Source organism: Scytonema millei VB511283, from assembly GCF_000817735.3.
Lineage (GTDB): Bacteria > Cyanobacteriota > Cyanobacteriia > Cyanobacteriales > Chroococcidiopsidaceae > Chroococcidiopsis > Chroococcidiopsis millei_B.
On sequence record NZ_JTJC03000001.1, the window covers coordinates 1 to 23,944 of the forward strand.

Consider the following 23,944-nt stretch of genomic DNA (forward strand, 5'->3'; position numbering starts at 1 on the left):
TACTCATGTCGCTCTCTCGGTGCTGTGTACTAGTTATTCGCAGCTTACACCGAGTGAGCTTTTTTACTACCCAACCCACTTTTCAAACACCCTCTAAGGGTTCGGCTGCGAGTTCGCCACACAATCCTATCCAAATTCCTGCATGGTGTGCGGCTTGCACAGTTTTTTGAACTGCTTGCAATACAGCAGGATGAAAAGCGTCAGCTAATGAAGCAACTTTCGGATTGGTGCGATCGGCTGCCATGATATATTGGCTTAAATCATTCGTACCAATGCTGAAAAAATTCACTTCAGAGGCAAGTTTATCCGCGATCGCAACCGCAGATGGAATTTCTATCATGATGCCAATTTCAATATTTTGATCGAAGGGAATACCAGCTTGGGACAATTCTGTTTGTGCTTCTGCCCAAATTGCTTTAGCTGCTTGTAGTTCTGCTAAAGTTGCAATTGTGGGAAACATAACTTTAATTTGATATCCTGAGCTAGCTCGTAATATTGCTCGTAACTGAGTTTTAAAAAGCTCGGGACGATCCAAGCAAAATCGAATACCTCGCCAGCCTAAAAAAGGATTAGTTTCTGTTTGTAATCCCAGATAAGAAAGAGGTTTGTCGCCACCTATATCCAGAGTACGAATAATTAGGGAACGGTTTGCTAGAATTTGGGCGATCGCACGATAAATTTCAAATTGTTCTGCTTCTGTAGGTGAGGACGTTCTGTCAAGATACAATAATTCGGTGCGTAACAATCCGACTCCCTCTGCACCTTGAGCGATCGCAATTTGAGCATCGGCAATACTACTAATATTAGCAAAGACTTGAATTCGCTTACCGTCACGGGCGATCGCTGGTGCTTGCGCTTTGACTCGTGCTTGCTGTCTAGCGGTAATTATCGCATCTCTTTTCGCTTCGAGGGTAGCAATTGTTTTAGAATCGGGTTGTATCCAAATATTGCCATTTTCACCATCAATTGCTAGCAGCGTACCAGGTTCTAAATTTAAAATCTGTGAGTTAACACCGACAACAGCCGGAATTCCTAACGTACGTGCCAGAATTACACTGTGAGAAGTAGCGCTACCTTGTAACGTACAAATTCCTAATACTTTTGTCCGATCTAATTGGACTGTATCAGAAGGAGAAAGATCGCGAGCAACAAGAATACTGGGCTGAGTTAATTCTATATTAGCAGTAGAAACGCCAAGGAGCGATCGCAAAACTCTTTGTCCTACATCAATAATATCTTTAGCTCGTTCTTGTAAATAAACGTCATTGAGATGGCGATAACTATTTGCTATTTCATCAATGATGGTATTCCAAGCAAATTCAGCATTTTGATGTTGCTCAAAAATTCGTTTTTGGACGGGTTCGATAATTGCTGGATCTGCCAAAATTAAAAGATGTGCATCAAATATTGCTGCTTCATTCTCATGAATATGGATTCGATCTTTGATATTTTGAATTTCTTGTTGGGCAGTTGCGATCGCTGTTTGTAAACGCTGCCATTCAGTCTCTACATCTACTACACAAAGTTCGTGAACTTTTATTTGATACGAATGATGTTGGAAAACTGGGGCGATCGCAATTCCTGGGACAGCGGGAATTCCTTGTGGAAAATGAGAGAAAGTATGGAGGTGAGGAGATGAAGTATGATGAGTCTCACCAAAATTATTTTCGACAAGTGTTTGTAGTGCTAACAGTGCCGCATCTGCATCTTCACCAACAGAAGAGATCGCGATTTCGTGTCCTTGGCATACTCCTAATGTAGCAACTTGATTGATGCTATCTGCTCTCACAAATTCTGTGTTTCTGGTGATATTTCGCACGCGAATTTGAGCCTGAAACTGAGTTACTGTGGTAACAAATTGAGCCGCAGGACGTGCGTGTAGTCCTTGTGGGTTACGGATTGTCAGGTGGATTTCGTTTGTTGGGAGATCCCCCCAACCTCCCTTAAAAAGGGGGGCAATAGAATGTTTGTTTTGGGTATTTATATTTAATTGTGCTGCTTTTGCTGTGAGTGCTTGTCGTGCTTCAGAAATAACAACATCGATATCGTTACTGGATGTAGCTGCAACAGAGGCGGCGATCGCACCTTCTACTAGAGGTGCTTCACATAAATGAATTTTATCCTGTTGTTCTTCTGGCAAGAATTCTATTGCCATCTCCGCACTAAGTAAGGCACTACCGAGATCCATGAGTACGAGAACGCCATCGTCACTATAGACAGAGGCGATCGCTTCATAGACTTGCATGGCATCTGTACCTAGTGGATTTTCTGGATCGTCAATTCCTGCTGCTACGGCTATGGGTACTTTGTCCTGTACCATTTGTCGTGCAAGTTCCCGCACGCCTTCGGCTAGTTTTTTGCTGTGAGAGACAATAACAATGCTAACCATGCGATCGCCCCAAGAACATCTAGAAGCTTCTATCCTTGCAGTTACTTTATACTGCTAGCAACTTCATTGCATCAGCAACAGAGTAGACAATTCTTCAATTTTGCATAACTTTATTTGCTTTCACAAGGATTACAACGATATCTATAATGTGCTACAGATGTAAGAACTGAAGATTTAGGACATCTTTTTATTTTTAGTAATTTAATTTTCCAACGTTGCTAACAAACTCTTCAGCATTAAATAAGTAGAAGTTGCGCCTGGATCTTGGTGTCCGATACTGCGATCGCCTAAATAACTCGCTCTCCCTTTTTTAGCTAGCATGAGAATAGTCTCTTTCATCGCTTGTTCTGCTACTAATACTACTTGCTGCATCGTTTCTAAAATATTTTTATTGTTATCTACAGATTGTTGAAAACTATCCACAACTGGTAATAAAACATCTATCATAGTCTTGTCACCAAGGTGCGCTTTACCTCGTTGAACTACACCTTCTAAACCTGCTTGTAATAACTTGAGTAAATCTTCTGTTGCGAGTTCTTCTTTCCCTGTTACGGCTGTACTTGCTCTCAAAAAAAATGTGCCGTAAAGAGGACCACTTGCACCACCTACAGTAGAAATTAAGGTCATGCTGACAGTTTTTAAAATTGTGCTGATGTCTTTGTCGGCAACACTAGATAGTTGACTTGCTACTTTCTTAAAGCCGCGATCCATATTGATCCCATGATCGGCATCACCAATTGCTGCATCTAATTCTGTTAAATATTCTTTGTTTTGCTCAATCTCAGCAGCAAAATTTTGCAACCATTGTATTACTTGTTCTTTATTCATATTGATTTGTCATTTGTCATTTGTGAGGAGTCAGAAGTCAGAATAAACTGAACTGATAACTGATAACTGATAACTGATAACTGATTACCAACATAAACTTGCTGTTTTTACAGGCGTATCCCACAGCCGCAGCATTTCATCATCGACTTTGAGCAAGGTAATGGAACAGCCTTGCATTTCTAAAGATGTGATGTAATTGCCAATCAAGTTTCTCACTATTTGCAATCCCTGTTTTTGACAAATTTCGGCTAACTTGCGATACACAATATACAGTTCTGATAAGGGCGTACCACCCATACCGTTAACAAAAGCTAACACGCGATCGCCCGACTTAAATTCAGAATTGACTAACTCTACATCTACCCATTCTTCTTGAGTCTCATCCCATTCTCGGACTGTACGACTGTAGGGGCGATCGTTAATTATTGATAAGGCTAGTATTTCTGTAATCTCGTCTACAGATTTTAGCGACATTCTTTCTCTACCTGGTTCGCCGTGAATGCCAATCCCAATTTCCATTTCGCGATCGCCCAAACTAAAAGTAGGCGATCCTTTCGTGGGTACGGTACAAGATGTTAATGCCATACCCATACTGCGACCGTTTAGATTCACCCGCCGACAGAAATCTGCCACTTGCGGCAAGTTGTATCCGTCTGCCGCAGCCGCACCGCAAATTTTCTCTGCTAATACTGTCGTGCCTACACCTCGCCTGCCTTGGGTATAAAGGCTATCTTGGACGGCAACATCATCGTCTATCAATACATTTAACACCCGTATATCCTCAACACGGGCTAACTCAGTTGCCATTTCAAAGTTCATTACGTCGCCGCTATAGTTTTTGACAATGTAAAGCACTCCAGCGCCGCCATCTACCTGTTTTGCCGCTGCTAGCATTTGGTCGGGTGTAGGAGAAGTAAACACCTCTCCAGGACACGCAGCATCTAACATACCCATACCAACAAAGCCAGCGTGCATCGGTTCGTGACCGCTACCTCCACCAGAAATAATTGCTACCTTACCTGTCACGGGTGCGTCGGCGCGGTATACAAATGTAGGGTCGAAATTTACCTTTAACAAGCTGGAATGAGCTGCTGCCATGCCTGCTAAACTCTCCCGCACGAAGCTGTCCGGTTGGTTAATCAACTTCTTCATGGTTCGCTCCTATTCGAGAGGCTATTACAACTCAGGATAAAAGACTTTGGCTCAGTCTTGACATTTACTCAGCTATCCTTACCGCTCAATGTAAATTTGGTTAACATTAGGTTAAGCCATGGTTAAAATATGAGTCATAATATATTTTCCTAGAGTAAGCTCAGTTTGATAGCTCAATCGGGAAATACAACCAAAACAGGGAGATGACTGGCGAACACCAAGGCTTGTGTATTCATAACTACAGATTGAAAGATGAAAATCTTTCTCATGGATGAAGGTCAGTAGAGTTAATTTAAGGATAGGTTAAGATAAATTCTTTTTTATAGGCAGAGTAGTATGGCAAAAGCAGAGCTAAGTAATAAAAATAGTTTTATTTATGCCCAAAGCAGGTATCATGGCAAATTTACGCCAGAGCATCTGGCTTTTAATGCTAACTTACAAGAATTTGCTCAAAAACTTGCTTATATTTCTGCTTTACATACAGGCGGAAAGCTTTCCTCAGAGAAAGCATACGAACAGGTGGCAAGTCTATGGCAAAAGATAGAGCAGAGCAAACGCGCCATGAACATTGGCTCGAAGTAGCGATCGCCCTAAAAATCTTTCTGCTACTAAATTTTAAACAAACAAATTTGAACTTTAAGCAATTTAAGGTTATGGATTTACTACCAGTCCTTTTGTTATCTTGCACTCAAATTCAGAACATGTAAGAATGACGAAGGTTTTGGCGATTGAGGATGATGCACTATTGCGCGATAGTATTGTCAACTTACTCACACTAAGAGGTTTGACAGCGATCGCAGCTGAAAATGGTTACGTCGGATTAAAACTTGCACAAGAAAATATTCCTGACTTGGTATTATGCGATGTGAAAATGCCAGGACTGAGTGGTTACGAAGTTCTGAAATCGCTGCGACAAGACCCAAACACCGCTGCTATTCCATTTATTTTTTTGACTGCTGAGAATACTCCAGAAGTTACGGCTATGGGAGCAGATTTGGCAGCGAATGGTTATTTGTGTAAACCGTTTTCTACATCTGAGTTGATGAGAGCGATCGCACCTTTTATCAGTGACTAGTGACCAGTTATCAGCGATCGCGCACCACCAGCTACCAACTACCAACTACCAACTACCAACTACCAACTACCAACTACCAATTACCCACTCACTAATTTCTGATATTCCTGCTCTGTAATAATATCGTAGTTGGTTTCGAGGCGATCGAGGAAGACGATACCGTCGAGATGGTCGAGTTCGTGTTGAAAGATTCTAGCAACGAAATCGGTCAATTCTTGCTTGTGTAACTTGCCGTAGCGATCGCTATATTCAACTTCAATCGATCGATCTCGGGGTACGGAACCGCGAATCCCAGGTATACTCAGACAACCTTCCCATCCTTTTACACTCTCACTAGAACGAGCCAAGATTTTAGGATTAATCATCGGTGTTGGCTCCATTTCTGGAGCGTGAGGATAGCGGGGATTGGGACGGGAAGCAACAATAAAAATGCGATCGCCAACACCAACTTGCGGTGCAGCAATCCCTACACCATTCGTCTGTTTTACTGTAATTAATAAATCGTCTATAAGCTGTTGAATTTGCGGCTCGTCAATGTTTTCCACAAACTCAGCTTTACTTCGCAAAATCGGATTACCAAGTTGAATGATTTCCATTGTTATCAGTTATCAGTTATCAGTTATCAGTGAAGAATGGGGTGTAGGGTTGAGTTGTGACTTACGACTTACGAATTACGAATTACGACTTACGACTTCATCCTTCTTGTTGTACGGGTAAATTAGCCAACTTCACAGATAGCTGTGCGGTTTTGCCATTGCGTTGAACTTGGACGGAAACTTGGGTTCCTACAGAACTTTGTTCGACTATCTGCTGTACTTGGTCTGTTTTCGATACGGGTTGATTGTTAATTGACTGAATGACATCTCCACTTCTGATCCCTGCTGCGGCTGCGGGAGAGTTAGGCACGACTCTGACTACTAATACGCCACTCTCAGCAGGGATTTGAATTTGTCCTTGCGACTCTACTTCTAGTTGCTGTCTAATTTCTGGTGTTAACGTCACCATTTGCACTCCCAAATAAGGGTGCTGAACGCTGCCTGTAGCAATAAGTTGTTTAGATATGCGCTGGACGGCATTAATTGGAATGGAGAAGCCTAATCCTTGCGCGCCTTGAATGATTGCCGTATTCATGCCGATAACTTCACCACGGGAGTTCAGCAGGGGTCCGCCAGAGTTACCTGGATTGATTGCCGCATCGGTTTGAATAAAGCCAATCCGCTTATCAGTTACGCCAATATCACTCGCAGAACGGTCTGTTGCACTGACAATTCCTGCTGTCACCGTATTATCTAAACCGAGGGGATTGCCGATCGCAATTACCCATTCTCCTGGTTGTAGTTCGTCAGAATTGCCAATTTCTACTACGGGTAAATTATTTGACTGAACTTGAATTACGGCGATATCAGTCACCGGATCTTCGCCTAAAACTTTTCCCTCTAAAGTACGACCGTCTTTAAGCGTGACGCTGACGCGATCGGCTCCATTGACTACATGAGCGTTAGTCAAGATTTGACCGTTAGCACTAATAATAAATCCAGAACCAGTGCCGCGCACGATCCGTTCTCGCGGTTGAGCCTCTGGTACGCCAAAAAAGCGGCGAAATAGGGGATCTTCAAATGCTTCTGGTAGCTGCCGTCTCACTGTTCTAGAAGCATTGATTCTCACCACAGCCGGACCAACTTTCTGAACGGCGGCGACGACAAAATTAGGGTCGCTGACACTAGGTAAAGCAGCGCGAGGAGTACCTGGCGTAGGAGCGACGGGGGATGGAGCTACGGGAGTCTGTTGAGCTTGGGATTGACGGAAAGGCTCTGTAATAGTAGTACAGCTACTTAACGAAACGCATAAAACACCAGAGATCAGTGTCAATGCCTTCCTGCCAACAGTTCCAGACAATCGCCGCCGATCGCCCCCTGCTTTGTCTGATAAACTCTTCCTTACGAGTCCTTCAAGGTTAGTTTCAACTAGATTGCCTGTGTTGCCAAAGAAATACCCGCCAAACCCATTCCGTTTACTGCCTGGGGTTTTTTCAGTGCCATCAAGCTGCAAACGCCTTGGTTTTCTCTCTTGTGGCTCAGGTCGTGACTCAATATTGCGTTGCCTGCTGCTCATCTGTTTTGCTGTTGGTGAAAGTCGATCGGTAGCTAGTTCGATTTTGCCTCAATTGAGCGGAGTTTTGCCGCTGAGTACAGGTAAGGAGTTTTGCAAAGGAGTTATACGATCGATGTTTTTGTCGATCGCGATCGCTGCGATCGAATAAGAGTTTGGTAGATTAGTTAACCTATCCCTATTTTGACAGCTAACAGCAGAGGTGGTAAAAGGTGGATCTTTCCCCCGATAATCTTTGGACTCAAGTACTGGAGCGATTGCAACTCCAGTTAAGCAGACCTTCTTTTGAATCCTGGATTAAAACTGCCAATGCTGAGCGGCTTGAGGATAATTCCTTGACAATTTGCACTCCCAATGCATTTCATCGAAATTGGTTGCAAAAGCGTTACATCAAAACAATTGCCGATACAGTTCAAGATATTCTCGGCTATCCTGTAGAAATTCACGTTACCGTGGCTCAGGGAGATGAATCCGTGCGTTTTGCCGAGTCAGAAGTCGCTCGGTCGTCTCCGAGTAACGATACCACTCCAAAAGCTTCTCCTAGCAACAATGTGAAGCCGCCAGAACTGAATCAAAAGTATGTATTTTCGCGATTTGTCGTCGGTTCTAACAGTCGGATGGCTCACGCTGCGGCTTTAGCCGTGGCGGAATCTCCAGGACGAGAATTCAACCCGCTATTTTTATGTGGTGGCGTGGGGTTAGGAAAAACTCATCTGATGCAGGCGATCGGTCACTATCGCTTAGAAATTGATGCAAATTCTAAAATTTTCTACGTTTCTACCGAGCAATTCACGAACGATCTGATTGCTTCGATCCGCAAAGATAGTATGCAGAGTTTTCGAGAGCATTATCGTGCTGCCGATATTTTATTAGTCGATGATATTCAATTTATTGAAGGTAAAGAGTACACGCAAGAAGAATTTTTTCATACATTTAATACGCTGCATGAAGCGGGAAAACAAGTCGTTCTAGCATCAGACCGTCCGCCAAACCAAATTCCCAAGTTGCAGGCTCGCTTATGTTCTCGATTCTCAATGGGATTGATTGCCGATATTCAGCCGCCAGATTTTGAAACGAGAATGGCAATTTTACAGAAAAAGGCAGAGTATGAAAATATGCGTCTGCCCAGAAACGTGATTGAGTATATTGCCTCAAATTACACTTCTAATATTAGAGAATTAGAAGGAGCTTTGATTCGTGCTGTCGCTTATATTTCTATTTCTGGCTTATCTATGACCGTAGAAAATCTTCGACCAGTTTTAAATCCAGGCATAGAAAAAGTAGCTGCTTCAGCTGAATCGGTGATGATGGTCGTCGCCGACGTTTATGATGTCTCGGTTGAAGATTTGAAAGGCAATTCACGGCGCAGAGAAATTAGTTGGGCGCGACAAATTGGCATGTATTTAATGCGACAGTATACAGATTTGAGTTTACCGAGAATTGGCGAAGAATTCGGCGGAAAAGACCATACCACCGTACTGTATAGTTGTGAGAAAATTTCTCAGCTCAAGGATAGCGATCCCAGTTTAGAACAAAAGTTAAGACAATTAGCCGATCGCATCAGTATTACGAGTCGCTCGCGGAACTAAACTATGGAGAATGAAAAGCAAGCCAGCAGACTAACGAGTTGGCGCACAGTCGGGGGTTACTGATGAGGAAAGACTGGCTGCAATTCGCTGCTGAGACCGGATTACCGATCCCATTTCCCATCTCTAACTCCTTACACCTCACGAAAGGTACAAGCATTAGAGCGAGCCAGCAAGTTATAATCTTTGCGGATGGCAATTGTGTAGAAATTTGTAGCTATGAGTAATCCTCTGGTTCATGCCTTCTTTGTCGGTAGGGCAGCGGCTGAAATTGTCAGCGAAAAGTTAGAAAATGCATTGACCGATGCGCTGAGCGAATTAGGTAAATTTGATGCTGAAGCACGAGAGCAACTGCGGCAATTTACCGAACAGGTGACGGAGCGAGCAGAGCGGGAAATGGAAGTGGCGACTGTAGGTAGAAGTACTACGGAGATAGTGCCTCAAAGCTCGCAACCCGCCGACTTGCAGGCAACAATCGACGATATGCGGGCTGAAATTGCCCTACTACGGGCTGAATTACAACGCTATCGCAGCAACTCCCTCTAACAGCATCTCTTACCCCTTACCCCTTACCGCTCGATCAGTGTCTGTTTTTTCTGCCGACTCCGCCCAAATTACAAGTTACGCCGATCGCATGGAGAAGACTTACACGAATAAGTCCTATCGTTGGAACCGCGAAAATTACTCGCGCCAACGACGGTTCGTAGACATTTGGATGTTTGTCCTGACGCTACTGTTTGGATTGTGGCTAGATGGAAAAGCTTGGAGCTATCCAGGCGGCGTAACTGAAGCTAGAAAGATTGCTAGGCGCAAAAAACAGGCAATCTGGATTCGCAATACTTTATTGGATCTGGGTCCGACCTTTATCAAAGTCGGACAGCTATTCTCTACCCGTGCCGATTTATTTCCTGGCGAATATGTTGAAGAACTCGCAAAGTTACAGGATCGGGTTCCCGCCTTTGGCTACGAACAAGTAGAAGCAACGGTAGAACGAGAATTAGGCAAAAAGATTCCCGAATTGTTTCATAGTTTTGAACCCATACCTCTAGCAGCGGCGAGTTTAGGTCAAGTCCATAAAGCTAAATTGCGATCGGGTGAGGAGGTTGTTGTCAAAATACAACGCCCTGGATTAAAAAAACTGTTTGAAATTGACCTGGCGATTCTCAAAGGTATTACACGCTACTTTCAAAACCATCCCGACTGGGGGCGCGGTCGAGATTGGCTGGGAATATATGAAGAGTGTTGTCGCATTCTTTGGGAAGAAATTGATTATTTAAATGAAGGTCGCAATGCCGATACGTTTCGCCGCAATTTTCGCGAGTACGATTGGGTTAAAGTCCCTCGAATTTACTGGCGTTACACTTCCCCGCAGGTTTTAACTCTGGAATATGCGCCAGGGATCAAGATCAGCCACTACGAAGCGATAGAAGCCGCTGGCTTAGATCGGAAGTTGATTGCCAAACAAGGGGCTGAAGCCTATTTACACCAGTTACTTAATAATGGCTTCTTTCACGCCGACCCGCACCCGGGTAATATCGCTGTTAGTCCCGAAGGGTCGCTGATTTTTTATGATTTTGGCATGATGGGACGGATCAAGGCAAACGTGCGCGAACAGTTGATGAAGACACTGTTCGGCATTGCGCAAAAAGATGGCGATCGCGTGGTTGCATCTTTAGTAGAACTGGGCGCTTTAGCACCTACAGATGATATGGGTCCAGTCCGGCGATCGGTGCAGTTTATGCTGGACAATTTCATGGATAAGCCGTTTGAGAATCAATCGGTGAGTGCGATTAGCGACGATCTTTATGAAATTGCCTACGGTCAGCCATTTCGCTTTCCGGCTACTTTTACGTTCGTCATGCGGGCTTTTTCTACTCTTGAAGGGGTCGGCAAGGGCTTAGACCCTGAGTTCAACTTTATGGAAGTTGCTAAACCTTTTGCATTCCAGCTTATGACTGATGGTAATGGTTCTGTTGATGGCAATAGCTTCTTGAATGAATTAAGTCGTCAAGCTGCCCAAGTGGGTAGTACTGCTTTCGGCTTACCAAGACGCTTAGAAGACACCCTCGAAAAACTGGAACGAGGAGATTTGCGCGTGCGGGTACGGTCAATTGAAACAGAACGCTTGTTGCGGCGACAGAGTAGCGTCCAAGTCGCCATTACTTACGCTCTAATTGTCAGTTCCTTCACGATTTCGGCAACGATTCTGTTAATTAGTCAATTTGCTTGGCTAGCATTGATCCCTGGGGCGATCGCCGCCGGAACTGGATTTTCTCTGATTCGCTTGCTGATGCGCCTCGATCGCTACGACAAAATGTTTTAAATCAGTTATCAGTTATCAGTTGTCAGTTATCAGCGAGTAGTGAGTGTAGGGTGTGTTATGCAACGCACCCTATTTTGTTCTTTCAGAAGAAAGATGGCGATCGCCTGCCATACCGCAAAGATTGAGATATGCAACCTGCGATACATTTCGCCGACTCGCCGCAGATTGCTAGAACCTCGATCGCGATCGAAGACTAACATTTTGACTTTTGACTTTTGCCTTTTGACTTGCCAATCCGCTGCATCTAGGTCTGTCTATAAGTATATCTACTTAGTTTTGTTCGGTCTGAGCATTTTTCTGGGACAGAACTTGTTAAAACTATCGATAAATTTCCTCATATCTACCGAAATCGAGATTCTGCCTTTTGATTTAATATGTATACCCAATAAGAAGTAGCGCATCTTGTCAAGCAGTTGTTAAATTTGTTAATACATAGAGAAACAACTGCTGTTATACTCAAGCAAAGCTTCCACGAAGCCAAGCTAGAACCAACTCAGTCACTACGTTTGTTTTCAGGAGTTAACTTATGAGTCACCCAATTGAACTCTCACTCGAACAGCAATTCAACATCCGCTCGTTTGAAACTCAGGTAGAAAAGATGGATCGAGAACAGGCACAAGACTTTCTCGTGAAGTTATATCGTCAAATGGTTATGCGCGAAGCCACCTACAAGGAATTGCTCAAGCACCATTGGGGTATAGACGGAGGTAATTGGCAATAAACGCCTAAGCCATGTCTACAGCAGTAGGCGACCTCCATCTCTTGCTGAGTTCCAAGCGGGAAAGGAGCTGGGGATGCTGGGGCGTCAACTCAACACAAAAACCAAAAACTGAGAAAACATCAGACTGCGATTAGAATGTTTAATAGTTAGCGACACTACTGATGAAAAAAATCGTACAACCAACCAGTAGATGTCAATAGTAGGCTAGACCAGTGCGTGAAAATCAGAGAGTTCTCGCGATCGAGCAAACTGTGGCGAGGGTGATAGTGGACACAAAGTAAAATCCACTCAAATCATAACGAGTCAGTTAAAGAAATTTGATAGATTTGATCGGCGATCGAAAACTGCTAAGTTTCAGGTATACCAGTTTTTGATGTGCGAAGGTAATTGAGAATACTTCCACGCTCCAAAGTACAAAACATAAAACTTATGGATCGCTCATAATCAAAGAAGAGTATTGCTATCTGAGTAAGTCATGTTATTGCATCTGAGTACCTGGCTGGAAGTAGAAGCATATCTAGAGCATTCCCAAGGCGTAATTATGCCAATAGGTTCTACAGAGCAACATGGACCTACAGGATTGATTGGAACGGATGCGATTTGTGCAGAAGCGATCGCCAAAGGAGTCGGAGAGGCGACGCAAGCACTGGTTGCACCTACAATCAACATTGGGATGGCACTGCACCACACTGCTTTTCCTGGTTCTATGAGCCTGCGACCCAGCACGATGATTCAAGTGGTAAAAGAATACATAACTTGTCTAGTAAAGGCTGGATTTACCAAATTCTTTTTTATCAACGGTCACGGTGGTAACATTGCTACCCTAAAAGCAGCATTTTCCGAAACCTACGCTCATTTAGCCGATCTCAACCTACCTAATGCTGGTAACATCAAGTGCTATCTAGGTAACTGGTTTATGTGTGGTTCTGTCTATCAGTTAGCAAAAGAATTATACGGCGACAAAGAAGGTTCTCACGCTACGCCAAGCGAAGTTGCACTCACCCAGTACGTTTATCCAGAAGCAATCAAACAAGCGCCTCTATCGCCAGAAGTGGGGAGAGGATATAAAATTTACGGTGCAGAAGATTTCCGCCGTCGTTATCCCGATGGCAGAATGGGTTCCGATCCCGCCTTAGCAACCCCAGAACACGGGAAGCAGTTCTATGAGTTGGCGGTGAAGGAGTTGAGTCACACTTATCTAGAATTTGTGAATGGGGAGTAGACAATACTTGGTAATTGGTAATCGGTAGTTAGTCTGTTAACTCTCCCTTGTCTTCTTATTCCCGACTCCCCTGTACGAGCGGGTTTAGCAGATAGCTTGACGATTCCAGCTTGCGATTTTTGGTCAAAACCCGCCCCTACCTACGACTCCCGACTCCCGACTCCTAACATGAGAGTTTTAGCCAATTGCGCGATCGCCTCCCAATTTTCTGCTTCAATAAAATTTTTGGGAAATAATTGACCGGATAAGCCTACCGCGATCGCACCTGCTGCAATAAATTCTTTGGCATTTTCTAACGTTACTCCACCGGTAGGAATTAAAGGAATATTCCCCAACGGTGCTTGTAGGCTCTTAATATAGCTCGTGCCTCCTAGTGCTTGCACGGGAAACACTTTGACGCAACTCGCTCCCGCCATCCACGCCGTGACAATTTCTGTGGGAGAGAGCGCTCCTGGAACAATCGGTATACCCCGAGCTACAGCAGCTTGAATTAAGACAGAATCGACATGGGGAGTGAAGAGAAATTGCGCTCCAGAGGCGATCGCCTGTTGCAGTTGTTCTAAAGTTAGAATCGTTCCCGTACCAATTGTACAAGTAGGTAACTCGCGACGCAGTTGCGCAATCAACTCGGCGGGGCGATCGCTATTCCAAGTAACTTCGATTAACTGCATTCCTCCTGCTGCTACCGCTTTTGCCATTTGACAACCTAGCTCAATTTTATTGGCACGGATCACAGCGATTGCTCTATTTTGCTGCAATAACTTCAACCATGAATCGTTAAACATTGTCTTACCGAGCAGCTCAGCAAATCGATCGTTACCTGTCTGAAACATATGTCTAGCAACAGTTCAGATGTCAGTCGCCAGCTGGATGAACCTAAAATCAGGCGCTTTTAATCTATTATCATCCCTTTACTATTCTGAAGTATAAGTATGCCACTGCACACGCTTGTAGACTTCGATCCTAATTATCAACAAATTCTTGATGGGGATGATGTCAAATGGTTGGAAGTCTATACAGAAGAAGGACAAAAAGTTGGCACGGTGACTGACGCACTACTCGATCGCGAAGGTCGATTTCGTTATCTAGTCATTGATTATCGTTTTGATGCGACAGGAAAGCAAATATTAATTCCAATTGGACTCGCTCGAATTGATGATGACCGACGACGAATTTACGTCAACGATTTGAGTTACGCTCAAGTGGCACGACTGCCAGAATATAGCGATCGCCATGCCGTTGACTATGACTACGAAGAACGAGTACGCAATGTTTATCGTACAACTAACGAGCAGGGTATCGGCTCCGAGCGCGAGACGTACAACTATCAACAAGATGCATCTTTATATAATTTAAACGAGCAAAATCACCTGACTTTTAAACTTTATGAAGAAAGACTAATAGCTAATAAGAAGCGCGTTAAAGCTGGAGAAGTTGCGATCGGCAAACTTGTTGAAACAGAGATAGAACGGGTAGAAATGCCAATTACTAAAGAGCGATTGGTCATTGAGAGACTGCCTGCCTCAGATACCAATATAGTTGCTTCCGACGTACCTATGTTTGCTGAGGGAGAAATTGCGCGGGTAGAGCTGCACGCAGAAACGCCAGAAATTTATAAAGAAGCTTTTGTCAGAGAAGAAGTCACAGTCAAAAAAATAATAGAACAAGATCTTGTAGAAGCAACAGAATCAGTACGACATCAAGAACTAGATGTGACAGTTAAAGGTCAGCCAGATGTAGATGTAGTTAATCGGATACGCGATCGCGATTAGTCTACTCTTACCCTTACTAGTTGCGAATTTATTGTCAGGTGGGCGTTGCCCACCCTACTGAATCAAAATATATAAGTAATGCCGAACAATCTATCCATAGAAGTATGGTTTTTAAACAATCTCTTTCAATAGTAAGAGGAAATGTTGTGAGTATAGCTTTAATGTGAGTAGCAGAAAAAACCTACAAATCGCCTCCAATGGTAGATTTGTCGTTCTTTCTTTTCTATGAAAAAATTAAAGGAAACGAAACAACACTTATCTAATTGCAGACTGCCCGTATAAATAACTCATTCCCAGGATGAAATTGAATATTTCATTTGGAAGATGAGAGGTGAAAAATTGTTTTTTAGGATAGAAGAAATTGAAGCGGGAGAAAACAAATTATGGCTTTGCATAAAATCTCAGATTTCGACCCCGATTATCGCAGCAGCTTTGACGATCGCGATATGAAAGGTTACTCTGTATATTCAGAAAATGATGAAAAAATCGGCTCAGTCAGCGACATTTTAGTAGATGAAGAAGGGCGCTTCCGCTATTTTATAGTGGATCTAGGTTTTTGGATTTTTGGCAAAAAAGTTCTGTTGCCAATGGGTCGCTCCAGAATTGATTACAATGCAGACCGTATATATGCAACTGGTTTGACTCGCGAACAAGCAGAAAATTTACCAGAGTATAACGAACAAGATTTAGTCGATTACGACTACGAAGAGAGAGTCAGAGGAGTATATCGTACCCCAAATTATGGTACAGCAAGTACGATGGGTACGATGGGTACGATGGGTACGATGGGTTCAACCGCAGCTGCTCCAATCGAGCGTGAGGCTACACTTGATGCAACTGCACCGCTAGATCCATCTCCTTCTAATACAGGCTATACAGCAGCTGCTACTAGCTACAATCGCGACACCTACAAGTATGACGACCACGATTCAGACTTGTACAATCTTAACGAGCAGAACCACCAAAGTCTCAAACTCTACGAAGAAAGATTGATTGCCAACAAGCGTCGCGTCAAGACTGGGGAAGTTACAATTGGCAAGCATGTAGAGGTCGAAACAGAGAGAGTTGCAGTACCCGTAGAAAAAGAGCGAGTCGTCATCGAGCGCGTGACACCGACGGATGCTGGTAGACCTGTAGCACCTGGCGAAGTAGACTTCCGTGAGGGAGAAGTAGCACGGATGGAAGTTTATGAAGAAACGCCTGAAATTCGTAAAGAAGCGTTCGTGCGTGAAGAAGTTAAAGTGAAGAAGGTCGTAGATCATCAAACTGTTAACGCCGAAGAAACAATCCGCCGCGAAGAGTTGGATGTAAATACTGGCAACTTACCAGTTGATGAAAACCGCGATCGCATCTAAGACATACTGGAAGTAGGGATCGCTACTTCTTAAAAGTGAGTACAGACAGAGCGCAGATCGCGTACTGTCTGTACTTTTTCACAACGTTTTATTTTTTTGATTTTATCTTGCTCGCGCTCGCATTAAAAAGCTCTTTCCTACCATATTAGGAACATACCTTTCATTTATAACCAGAGTTAATACGTATTCTATAAAATAATCAGACTTTTAACACAAATATTTTTTTAATAGGTTTTGAAATAGGTGTTTTAAAATGATATATCCAACGTCCGATCGCAGCCATTTCAATCTCTTGGTTGAAAAACTCAGAAAGAAATTAAAGGATTTCTTCGTCGTAAATTTGCAAGGCGATCGAATTGGCATCGTAAAGGATATCATTGTAGATCGCCAACAGCAGTTACAATTGATCGTTTCTTCTAAAGTTGGGAGCTTAGCTTCAAACTTGCAAATCAACAGTAAGCAAATACGAAAAATTGAAGTAGCAGATAAATTTGTAGCAGTCGATTTTACATTTGTACCTGAAGAAATAGAGCGAGATATCACTCAAGAACCCGACCGAGAACTGCATTCAAGTAGCAGTCAAGACATAATGATGAGAGGCGGCTTAGAAGTTGCTTCTAGCGAACCTCTAGCAAGGCAATTGGAAGTTGTACCATCGGAACTATCAGCACCCATGACCAGCGAAATAAACAACCAAATTAATACCCAATTGAGTTCATCTCAAGACATATCAACAGAAGAGATTATTAAATTACTAGCAGAAAGAGTAGTAGTAGAGCGAACAAAACGTAAAGTTGGCGAAGTTATTGTCCGCAAAGAAATAGAAACGCGGATGGTAGAAGTCCCAGTGCGGTATGAGAAGCTGATTGTAGAACAGGTTAATCCAGAACACAAGCAAATAGCTGAAATTAATTTAGGACAAGAAACTCTTGCCGATCGCAAAGTGAATTCCTGGGATGTTGGTGAAAAAAATCAAAGTGTAGGTGAATTGACAGTAACAGGTAGATTTGATTCGCCTAAAGTTGCCAGTCTATTATTAAACGCGATCGCCCGCGAACGTCAGCACGGATGTCAGCAAATTCGGATTGAAATTGTCGTAGACAGTCCAGATAAACAAAAGACTTATCAAGAATGGTGCGATCGGTGTTCTCAGTAAGAAAGGAGTAGGGAGCAGGGAGTAGGGAGTAGGGTGTAATGGGGAGAATTCGGAATTAATTTTGAATTTTCTTGCTCCCTCAGCTCCCTCAGCTCCCTTGTCTTCTTTTTCCCTTCCCTCACTCCTCACTCCTCACTCCTCGCCCCTCAAACGATCGCTTTGTAGCAAGACACATAATCTTGGTACTATAAATGCTTGCAGCCAAGATCTAAACAAAATTTAAAGATATGACGAGCGATCGCATAGATGGTATTGCTCCCCACGGCGGACAATTAATTAACCGCATTGCCAACCACGCACAGCGTCTAGAATTCCTAGACAAAGCTGATTTTCTGCCTAGAGTTCAGTTAGACGAACGGGCAGTTTCCGATTTGCAAATGATTGCAATTGGTGCATTCAGCCCCTTGACTGGATTTATGGCACAAGCAGACTATCAGTCAGTCGTTGACAATATGCGTCTGAGTAACGGTCTACCTTGGTCAATTCCCATTACTCTCTCTGTCAGCGAAGAAGTTGCAGCCCCACTGAAAGAAGGTAGTTTAGTCCGGCTAGACGATAAAAGCGATCGCTTTATTGGGGTTTTAGAACTATCACAAAAGTATCGTTATGACAAAATCCGTGAAGCAGCCAGTGTTTACCGCACCGATGACGAAGCACATCCTGGCGTAGCCGTTGTTTACAACCAAGGTGAAGTTAACCTAGCGGGTTCCATTTGGTTGTTACACCGCGATCCACACCCTTTATTTCCCGACTATCAAATCGATCCAGCCAAATCCCGCGAACTTTTTAGAGAAAACGGTTGGCGCACAGTCGTTGGTTTTCAGACACGTAACCCCATCCATAGAGCGCACGAATATATTATCAAGTGCGCCCTCGAAATTGTCGATGGTTTATTCCTACACCCATTAGTAGGGGTAACAAAAAGCGATGATATTTCTGCTGAAGTGCGGATGCGTTGCTATGAAATTATGCTGGAACTCTACTTTCCTGAAAGCAGAGTCATTCTAGCAATCAATCCTGCTTCCATGCGCTATGCGGGTCCAAGGGAAGCAATTTTCCACGCTCTCATCCGCAAAAACTACGGCTGCACCCACTTTATAGTCGGACGCGATCACGCTGGAGTAGGAGACTACTACGGTACATATGACGCTCAACATATTTTTGACGAGTTTGAGCCAAAAGAATTAGGAATTATGCCATTAAAATTTGAACACGCCTTCTACTGCAAGCGGACTCTGCAAATGGCAACTACCAAAACCAGTCCTTCTCGACCCGAAGAACGAATTCACCTATCAGGAACAAAAGTCAGGGAGATGTTGCGGCGGGGTGAATTGCCACCACCAGAATTCTCCCGACCGGAAGTTGCAGCAGAACTAGCTAAAGCCATGAATATTACCCAATACGAGATTTAATTGGTCATATGTGAGTGGTTGGTGGAACCAGTGGCTGGTCGCTAGTTTTTATTCTAGTCACTAGTCACCAGTCACTAGCCACTCTCTACTGATAACTGATAACTGACTCCCTAGTTTATTGATAGGCTGGTAGCTGGTGAGACCAGTAGTAGCTGATAGCTAAAATGAAGCGGCGAGATTTTCTGAGACGATTAGCTCAAGCGATCGCAACATTGGGTGTGGTTGATGCTGGGTGGCTGCGAATAGGCGATCGCTATGCCCATGCCCTCGCCCAGCCAACGGGACGGAAATTAGCTCTCTTGGTAGGCATTAACCAATATCCCGCTACTTTGTCTTTGGGCGGTTGCCTCACAGATGTGGCACTCCAAAGAGAACTGCTCGTTCACCGATTTGGTTTCAATCCAGCTGATATTCTTACCCTTACCGATCGACAAGCCACTCGAAAACAAGTTGAAGCTGCTTTTCTGGAACATCTCACCCAGCAAACCAAAGCTGGGGATACCGTTGTTTTTCACTTTAGCGGCTACGGGCGGCGCGTTTTTGAGGGAGCAGAGAGCAGGGAGCAGGGAGCAGGGGGAGCTGAGGGAGCAAACAACAACCGTCAACTGTCAGCCGTCAACCAGCAACCAACAACCAACAACCAATTCCCTATCAATAGTTTAGTTTGTGCTGATGGTGAAGATCTTCTAGATGAGACTTTATGGCTGCTGTTACGATCGCTGCCGACTAAACAAATTGCAACTTTTCTCGATACGAGTTTTAGCACTCCTGTGAAGATTCTTCCAGGTAGTCTGCGCGTGCGCTCTTTTCCGCAAGCGCTACCAGGACAAGTCAGTGCAGCCGAACTTACCTTTCAACAACAGCTTCAACAAGACTTCCTTTGCCAAGGTATTTTAAATCGGATTGCTTGCGGAAGCATAGATGCTTCAATTAAACCTACACCGACTGCCAATATTCCTGGTGTGGCGATCGCCGCAGCTAGTCCTACTCAAGCTGCGATTGAGACAGCTTGGAATGGTTTTAGTGCTGGACTGTTTACCTATGCCTTAACTCAACACCTCTGGGAAGCGACTCCAGCGACAACAGTACAAGTCAGTCTTAGTCGTGTCAGTGGCACAGTAGAGCAATTAGTAGGTAACGAGCAGCAGCCACAAGTCAACAGTCAAAAAAATCCGCCGTCCGCTCTCACCGACTACCTCAGCCAAGAACCCAGCACCAGCGCTGATGGTGTTGTCATGGCTGTAGAAGAAGACAAAAAGAGCGCTCAGTTATGGCTGGCAGGACTACCACCTACAGTCCTTGCCTACTATGACGTTGGCTCTAAATTAAATTTGATTTCTTTGGACAAGGGAGACAAGGGAGAGGGGGGAGACAAGGGAGACAAAGAAAACGCCTCACTCCTCGCTCCTCGCTCCTCACCCCTTCAACTACAAGTGCGATCGCGCAATGGGTTAATTGCAAAAGCTCAAGTCGTGGGTAATTCTAGCAATGATTCTCCGCAAGTCGGACAGCTAGTACAAGAAGCCGTCAGAGTTTTACCCCGTCATATTCGCTTGATTGTTGCTCTCGATCCGAGCCTAGAACGCATCGAACGGGTAGATGCTACCAGTGCATTTGCTGCTATGCCTTTCGTGTCCCTTGCTACGACGAGCGAACAATTAGCAGATTATGTATTTGGTTTAGTTCCCCCGCCGAAATCGGCAGAAACACCAATTGTCGCAAATGCTAGTTCGCCTGCATCTCGCTACGGTTTATTTACACTCGATCGCCAACCGATCCCCAATACAGCTGGAGAATTCGGCGAAGCGGTAAAAGTTGCCGTGCAACGGTTGTCACCTAAGCTACAAACTCTATTAGCTGCTAAAATTTGGCGGCTGACAACCAACGACGGTTCTTCTCACCTCAACGTCAAAGCAACTTTGGAAATGCTCGATCCCGAAAACAGAGTGTTAATGCAACGGGAAACCCTGCGATCGCCACAAGAAGAGACACCGACTCTTATCGGAAAACTCAAAAAACAACTTCCGACTCCCCCAGATACCATTCCTGCTATACCAATCGGTAGCCGCATTCAATATCGAATCAAGAATAACGGCGATCGCCCAGTACATTTACTCTTACTGGGCTTAGATAGCAGCAAAAGCGCGATCGCGCTTTACTCTTCTCAATTACCTACCGATAATGATAATAACGAGTCTAATTCTAAGCCAATTCTTAAGGATATAGAGATTGCACCAGGAGAGACGGCGACCGTACCGCAATCAACAGCTAATTTTACCTGGACGATTCACAAGCCAACTGGGTTGGCAGAGCATCAACTGATTTTTAGTAGTGCCAGCTTTACGCAAACTTTAGCAGTCTTGGCAAATACCGAGCGGGATCTCGACGAGCTAGAAGACATTGGAGCTTTATCCAATCCCTTAGAAGTGGTTCAAGCTGTCATGAAAGATTTACAGGATGCCAGTGCGGTCCTCCCTCCACGCATCACTGCTAGCGCTAGTAATGACGCTGTTAGCCCTTCTTCAGACACTTACGCTCTTGATGTCAACGACTGGGCAAGTCTGAGCTTTGTTTACCAAGTCGTATGAGTAGAAACGCGATTGCGTTTCTACTCAAAATATGTCTCCCAGGTGGCTACTAACTGCTGAGCTGCATCCGTGCCTTCAGCCGGAAATTGCTCTAAAAATTCTTTATCTGTGCTGGAGTTGTAGGGTCCTTCTTTCAGTTCCAAAATTATCGTATCTGGAGCTAGAGCAACTGCTGTATGGTAGGTTGCTTCAGGAAGTTCGAGTCCCCACACTGCACCACCAGCACTAACAAGTTCTGTCGTGACGATCTCACCTCGATCGTTCATAACTAACATTCCTAGCGCACCTTGGCAAACTAGAAAGAACTCAAACCCGTTTATCCCACCATCGCGACAGTGACGGTGCGGACGAACATATGTACCTGGCTGGAGAATATTGACAAAGCGCTGTACTTTTTCCGAGCGATCGTGAAAGCTATAAGTCTGGCGCAAGCGCGGACTTTGACGCGCTTGAGTAGCAATCCGCTCGATTAACTCTCGATCCAAGCGCTTGATAGGTAAAGTCTGCATTTCAATCTCCTGCGATCGCCCTTACTGCACGTTCTCTAGAAATTTACCTAGATGCATTACCCATAGTCAAATGTTCGTGTGAGATTAGCTTCTACAGATGGGAATACTGGAGGTAAGCAATTAGCAGCGATCGGCTATTCTATCCCTTACCCTCAGCTCCCTAGAAATGAATGAGACAACAGTACAAAACTTTATCCAACTAATTTCTGCACGTACGGGTTTGCAAGTTCGCCCGCAAGATCGCCAAGAGCTTTGTAAAAAACTAGAGACACGGATGAAGGTTTTGAAACTGAATGCTCCAGAAAAGTACTATCAACTATTACTGGGATCGACTGATGACTCAAATAGCAACAGAGAATGGCAAGAACTACTCATTTTATTAACAGTTGGCGAAACTTATTTTTTTCGCGACCAAGGACATTTTAAGCTACTCAAACATCAAATTTTACCTGAGTTGATCGAGAGTAAAAGAAAGGCTTGCCTTAATTCTTTAACACAAAAGCCAAGTCTAAGAATTTGGAGTGCAGGATGCTCCAGCGGTCAAGAACCTTATTCTATTGCAATTTTAGTCAAAGAACTCATTCCCGATCTCAGCGACTGGGAAGTTGTGATTTTGGGAACTGACATAAATTCAGAAGCAATTGAAAAAGCAAGACGAGGCATTTACGAATCTTGGTCTTTTCGTCAAGTAGATCCTCAGCTTCAGAAGCACTATTTTCAGCAACGCAAGCTTGGTTGGGAACTCGATCCGAGAATTCGCCGTATGGTGAAATTTCAGTGTAGTAATTTGTTACAAGACTCCTTTCCTAGTTCAACTCTCAATATCCACGATATGGATATTATTATTTGCCGTAATGTCTTTATTTATTTTAGTTTTGATGCGATCGCTACCGTAATCGAGAAGTTTTATCAAACTCTCAGACCCTATGGATATTTAATTGTCGGTCATACAGAACTTTCAGGGCAAAATCTCAGTAAATTTAAGCTTAAAGCTTTTACAGAATCTATAGTCTATCAACGGCAGAATACATCAAACGAAACAAAAAACTCATTCAATAATGCTATAATTCAAAACTCGCATAATCAAGTAGATATTCCCAAATCTATTCCCAAATCCATACCTCATCAATTAACAAACTTCCAGCTCAATCATCTTAAACATAACTCTCTAAAACTGAAGCCAATATCAGAACGATCGCCCGTTGCCTTACCTACGATCGTCTCCCAATCTATCTCCGACCTCGCAATAGTAGAAACTCTCTTTCAATCAGGAGAATATAGTAGAGCAATCCAAGCAGCTCAAACACTGATTCAGCAACATCCTAAGTCTTTTAAAGCTTATTATTTAATCGCTCAATCTTGGGCAAACCTCGGTGACTATGAACGCGCAACTCACTACTGTCAGCAAGCTATAAAACTCGATAATTTATCTGAAAAACCTTATTATCTGTTAGCACGAATCGCTGAAGAGCAAGGAGATTTAGAAAAAGCCAAAACATTATTGAAAAAAATTATTTATCTTGCTCCTGAATCTATAGCAGCCTATCTAGAATTAGGTTCGCTTTATGAAAAAGCAGGCGATCGCCAGCGAGCAAATAAAATGCTAGCTACAGCCTTAGAACTTCTGAAAAAACTATCTCCTACAAGTGCGATCGAACCTTACGAGCAGGTCTTAGCAAGTGAATTAATTACTAAAATTAAACAGACTTTAGCAATATAATACAACCTACAACCGCAAAGACGAGCA

22 protein-coding genes are annotated in these 23,944 nt (G+C 43.8%); 13 read left to right on the plus strand and 9 right to left on the minus strand.

What is annotated here, in order from left to right:
• Nucleotides 1–82: 82 nt before the first annotated feature.
• From ptsP to dhaK, 3 genes are all read right to left on the minus strand, one after another.
• Nucleotides 83–2,389: a phosphoenolpyruvate--protein phosphotransferase gene (gene ptsP / locus QH73_RS00005; protein ID WP_039717272.1), complete on the minus strand. Its 2,307-nt coding sequence runs from the start codon at nucleotides 2,387–2,389 to the stop codon at nucleotides 83–85.
• Nucleotides 2,390–2,590: 201 nt separating this feature from the next.
• Nucleotides 2,591–3,217, minus strand: a complete 627-nt coding sequence (dhaL, locus tag QH73_RS00010) for a dihydroxyacetone kinase subunit DhaL (protein WP_039714739.1) — start codon at nucleotides 3,215–3,217, stop codon at nucleotides 2,591–2,593.
• Nucleotides 3,218–3,301: 84 nt separating this feature from the next.
• Nucleotides 3,302–4,369 (minus strand): dihydroxyacetone kinase subunit DhaK, encoded by a 1,068-nt coding sequence (dhaK, locus tag QH73_RS00015; RefSeq protein ID WP_039714740.1) that lies wholly within the window; start codon nucleotides 4,367–4,369, stop codon nucleotides 3,302–3,304.
• 336 nt (nucleotides 4,370–4,705) lie between these two features.
• On the opposite strand from dhaK, the gene QH73_RS00020 reads away from it, so the two are divergent.
• Nucleotides 4,706–4,951, plus strand: coding sequence for a DUF7219 family protein (locus QH73_RS00020; RefSeq protein ID WP_015157499.1), 246 nt, complete (start codon nucleotides 4,706–4,708; stop codon nucleotides 4,949–4,951).
• Between the two features lie 127 nt (nucleotides 4,952–5,078).
• Entirely contained in the window at nucleotides 5,079–5,444 is a 366-nt protein-coding gene (locus tag QH73_RS00025; RefSeq protein ID WP_039714741.1) for a response regulator transcription factor, read from the plus strand.
• A gap of 80 nt (nucleotides 5,445–5,524) precedes the next feature.
• On the opposite strand, the gene def is transcribed toward QH73_RS00025, so the two are convergent.
• Nucleotides 5,525–6,040, minus strand: coding sequence for a peptide deformylase (def, locus tag QH73_RS00030; RefSeq protein ID WP_039714742.1), 516 nt, complete (start codon nucleotides 6,038–6,040; stop codon nucleotides 5,525–5,527).
• A 97-nt stretch (nucleotides 6,041–6,137) separates the two neighbouring features.
• The gene (locus QH73_RS00035; protein WP_039714743.1) at nucleotides 6,138–7,556 is read right to left on the minus strand and encodes an HhoA/HhoB/HtrA family serine endopeptidase; all 1,419 of its coding nucleotides are present in this window, start codon (nucleotides 7,554–7,556) and stop codon (nucleotides 6,138–6,140) included.
• Between the two features lie 209 nt (nucleotides 7,557–7,765).
• Between QH73_RS00035 and dnaA the strand changes: the two genes are divergently transcribed.
• From dnaA to QH73_RS00050, 3 genes are all read left to right on the plus strand, one after another.
• A complete protein-coding gene (dnaA, locus tag QH73_RS00040) occupies nucleotides 7,766–9,142 on the plus strand; it encodes a chromosomal replication initiator protein DnaA (RefSeq protein WP_039714744.1) in 1,377 nt (458 codons plus the stop codon).
• Between the two features lie 216 nt (nucleotides 9,143–9,358).
• Nucleotides 9,359–9,685: a DUF6825 family protein gene (locus tag QH73_RS00045; protein ID WP_039714745.1), complete on the plus strand. Its 327-nt coding sequence runs from the start codon at nucleotides 9,359–9,361 to the stop codon at nucleotides 9,683–9,685.
• Nucleotides 9,686–9,773: 88 nt separating this feature from the next.
• A complete protein-coding gene (locus QH73_RS00050; protein ID WP_039717273.1) occupies nucleotides 9,774–11,462 on the plus strand; it encodes an ABC1 kinase family protein in 1,689 nt (562 codons plus the stop codon).
• 29 nt (nucleotides 11,463–11,491) lie between these two features.
• Here QH73_RS00050 and QH73_RS00055 read toward each other — a convergent pair whose 3' ends face one another.
• On the minus strand, nucleotides 11,492–11,662 hold the full coding sequence (locus QH73_RS00055; RefSeq protein ID WP_165587587.1) for a hypothetical protein: 171 nt from the start codon (nucleotides 11,660–11,662) through the stop codon (nucleotides 11,492–11,494).
• A gap of 326 nt (nucleotides 11,663–11,988) precedes the next feature.
• On the opposite strand from QH73_RS00055, the gene QH73_RS00060 reads away from it, so the two are divergent.
• On the plus strand, nucleotides 11,989–12,183 hold the full coding sequence (locus QH73_RS00060) for an NblA/ycf18 family protein (RefSeq protein ID WP_015152113.1): 195 nt from the start codon (nucleotides 11,989–11,991) through the stop codon (nucleotides 12,181–12,183).
• A 475-nt stretch (nucleotides 12,184–12,658) separates the two neighbouring features.
• The gene (locus QH73_RS00065) at nucleotides 12,659–13,405 is read left to right on the plus strand and encodes a creatininase family protein (protein ID WP_039714746.1); all 747 of its coding nucleotides are present in this window, start codon (nucleotides 12,659–12,661) and stop codon (nucleotides 13,403–13,405) included.
• Nucleotides 13,406–13,545: 140 nt separating this feature from the next.
• On the opposite strand, the gene QH73_RS00070 is transcribed toward QH73_RS00065, so the two are convergent.
• Nucleotides 13,546–14,190 carry a bifunctional 4-hydroxy-2-oxoglutarate aldolase/2-dehydro-3-deoxy-phosphogluconate aldolase gene (locus tag QH73_RS00070; RefSeq protein WP_039717274.1) on the minus strand — a complete coding sequence of 215 codons (645 nt, stop codon included), beginning with the start codon at nucleotides 14,188–14,190 and terminating at the stop codon, nucleotides 13,546–13,548.
• A 147-nt stretch (nucleotides 14,191–14,337) separates the two neighbouring features.
• Between QH73_RS00070 and QH73_RS00075 the strand changes: the two genes are divergently transcribed.
• The 3 genes from QH73_RS00075 (at nucleotide 14,338) to QH73_RS00085 (ending at nucleotide 17,688) form a co-directional block, all read left to right on the plus strand.
• Entirely contained in the window at nucleotides 14,338–15,177 is an 840-nt protein-coding gene (locus tag QH73_RS00075) for a DUF2382 domain-containing protein (protein WP_039714747.1), read from the plus strand.
• A 383-nt stretch (nucleotides 15,178–15,560) separates the two neighbouring features.
• Entirely contained in the window at nucleotides 15,561–16,532 is a 972-nt protein-coding gene (locus tag QH73_RS00080) for a DUF2382 domain-containing protein (protein WP_039714748.1), read from the plus strand.
• A gap of 253 nt (nucleotides 16,533–16,785) precedes the next feature.
• The gene (locus QH73_RS00085) at nucleotides 16,786–17,688 is read left to right on the plus strand and encodes a DUF2382 domain-containing protein (protein WP_039714749.1); all 903 of its coding nucleotides are present in this window, start codon (nucleotides 16,786–16,788) and stop codon (nucleotides 17,686–17,688) included.
• Here the strand turns inward: QH73_RS00085 and QH73_RS28540 are convergent.
• On the minus strand, nucleotides 17,682–17,810 hold the full coding sequence (locus QH73_RS28540) for a hypothetical protein (protein WP_286194025.1): 129 nt from the start codon (nucleotides 17,808–17,810) through the stop codon (nucleotides 17,682–17,684). The genes QH73_RS00085 and QH73_RS28540 overlap by 7 nt on opposite strands.
• Nucleotides 17,811–17,915: 105 nt before the next feature.
• On the opposite strand from QH73_RS28540, the gene sat reads away from it, so the two are divergent.
• A complete protein-coding gene (gene sat, locus QH73_RS00090) occupies nucleotides 17,916–19,100 on the plus strand; it encodes a sulfate adenylyltransferase (protein ID WP_039714750.1) in 1,185 nt (394 codons plus the stop codon).
• 164 nt (nucleotides 19,101–19,264) lie between these two features.
• Entirely contained in the window at nucleotides 19,265–21,688 is a 2,424-nt protein-coding gene (locus QH73_RS00095; RefSeq protein WP_039714751.1) for a caspase family protein, read from the plus strand.
• Nucleotides 21,689–21,708: 20 nt separating this feature from the next.
• On the opposite strand, the gene QH73_RS00100 is transcribed toward QH73_RS00095, so the two are convergent.
• A complete protein-coding gene (locus QH73_RS00100; RefSeq protein WP_039714752.1) occupies nucleotides 21,709–22,197 on the minus strand; it encodes a WbuC family cupin fold metalloprotein in 489 nt (162 codons plus the stop codon).
• Between the two features lie 166 nt (nucleotides 22,198–22,363).
• Here QH73_RS00100 and QH73_RS00105 point away from each other — a divergent pair, with 166 nt between their 5' ends.
• Complete coding sequence (locus QH73_RS00105; protein ID WP_039714753.1) at nucleotides 22,364–23,917, plus strand: CheR family methyltransferase; 1,554 nt, start codon at nucleotides 22,364–22,366, stop codon at nucleotides 23,915–23,917.
• The last annotated feature ends 27 nt before the right edge of the window (nucleotides 23,918–23,944 follow it).

Coding starts and splice junctions, on each gene's coding strand:
- ptsP (WP_039717272.1), bottom strand. CDS start 2,389: ATGGTTAGCATTGTTATTGTCTCTCACAGCAAAAAACTAGCCGAAGGC.
- dhaL (WP_039714739.1), bottom strand. CDS start 3,217: ATGAATAAAGAACAAGTAATACAATGGTTGCAAAATTTTGCTGCTGAG.
- dhaK (WP_039714740.1), bottom strand. CDS start 4,369: ATGAAGAAGTTGATTAACCAACCGGACAGCTTCGTGCGGGAGAGTTTA.
- QH73_RS00020 (WP_015157499.1), top strand. CDS start 4,706: ATGGCAAAAGCAGAGCTAAGTAATAAAAATAGTTTTATTTATGCCCAA.
- QH73_RS00025 (WP_039714741.1), top strand. CDS start 5,079: ATGACGAAGGTTTTGGCGATTGAGGATGATGCACTATTGCGCGATAGT.
- def (WP_039714742.1), bottom strand. CDS start 6,040: ATGGAAATCATTCAACTTGGTAATCCGATTTTGCGAAGTAAAGCTGAG.
- QH73_RS00035 (WP_039714743.1), bottom strand. CDS start 7,556: ATGAGCAGCAGGCAACGCAATATTGAGTCACGACCTGAGCCACAAGAG.
- QH73_RS00045 (WP_039714745.1), top strand. CDS start 9,359: ATGAGTAATCCTCTGGTTCATGCCTTCTTTGTCGGTAGGGCAGCGGCT.
- QH73_RS00050 (WP_039717273.1), top strand. CDS start 9,774: ATGGAGAAGACTTACACGAATAAGTCCTATCGTTGGAACCGCGAAAAT.
- QH73_RS00055 (WP_165587587.1), bottom strand. CDS start 11,662: ATGTTAGTCTTCGATCGCGATCGAGGTTCTAGCAATCTGCGGCGAGTC.
- QH73_RS00060 (WP_015152113.1), top strand. CDS start 11,989: ATGAGTCACCCAATTGAACTCTCACTCGAACAGCAATTCAACATCCGC.
- QH73_RS00065 (WP_039714746.1), top strand. CDS start 12,659: ATGTTATTGCATCTGAGTACCTGGCTGGAAGTAGAAGCATATCTAGAG.
- QH73_RS00070 (WP_039717274.1), bottom strand. CDS start 14,190: ATGTTTAACGATTCATGGTTGAAGTTATTGCAGCAAAATAGAGCAATC.
- QH73_RS00075 (WP_039714747.1), top strand. CDS start 14,338: ATGCCACTGCACACGCTTGTAGACTTCGATCCTAATTATCAACAAATT.
- QH73_RS00080 (WP_039714748.1), top strand. CDS start 15,561: ATGGCTTTGCATAAAATCTCAGATTTCGACCCCGATTATCGCAGCAGC.
- QH73_RS00085 (WP_039714749.1), top strand. CDS start 16,786: ATGATATATCCAACGTCCGATCGCAGCCATTTCAATCTCTTGGTTGAA.
- sat (WP_039714750.1), top strand. CDS start 17,916: ATGACGAGCGATCGCATAGATGGTATTGCTCCCCACGGCGGACAATTA.
- QH73_RS00095 (WP_039714751.1), top strand. CDS start 19,265: ATGAAGCGGCGAGATTTTCTGAGACGATTAGCTCAAGCGATCGCAACA.
- QH73_RS00100 (WP_039714752.1), bottom strand. CDS start 22,197: ATGCAGACTTTACCTATCAAGCGCTTGGATCGAGAGTTAATCGAGCGG.
- QH73_RS00105 (WP_039714753.1), top strand. CDS start 22,364: ATGAATGAGACAACAGTACAAAACTTTATCCAACTAATTTCTGCACGT.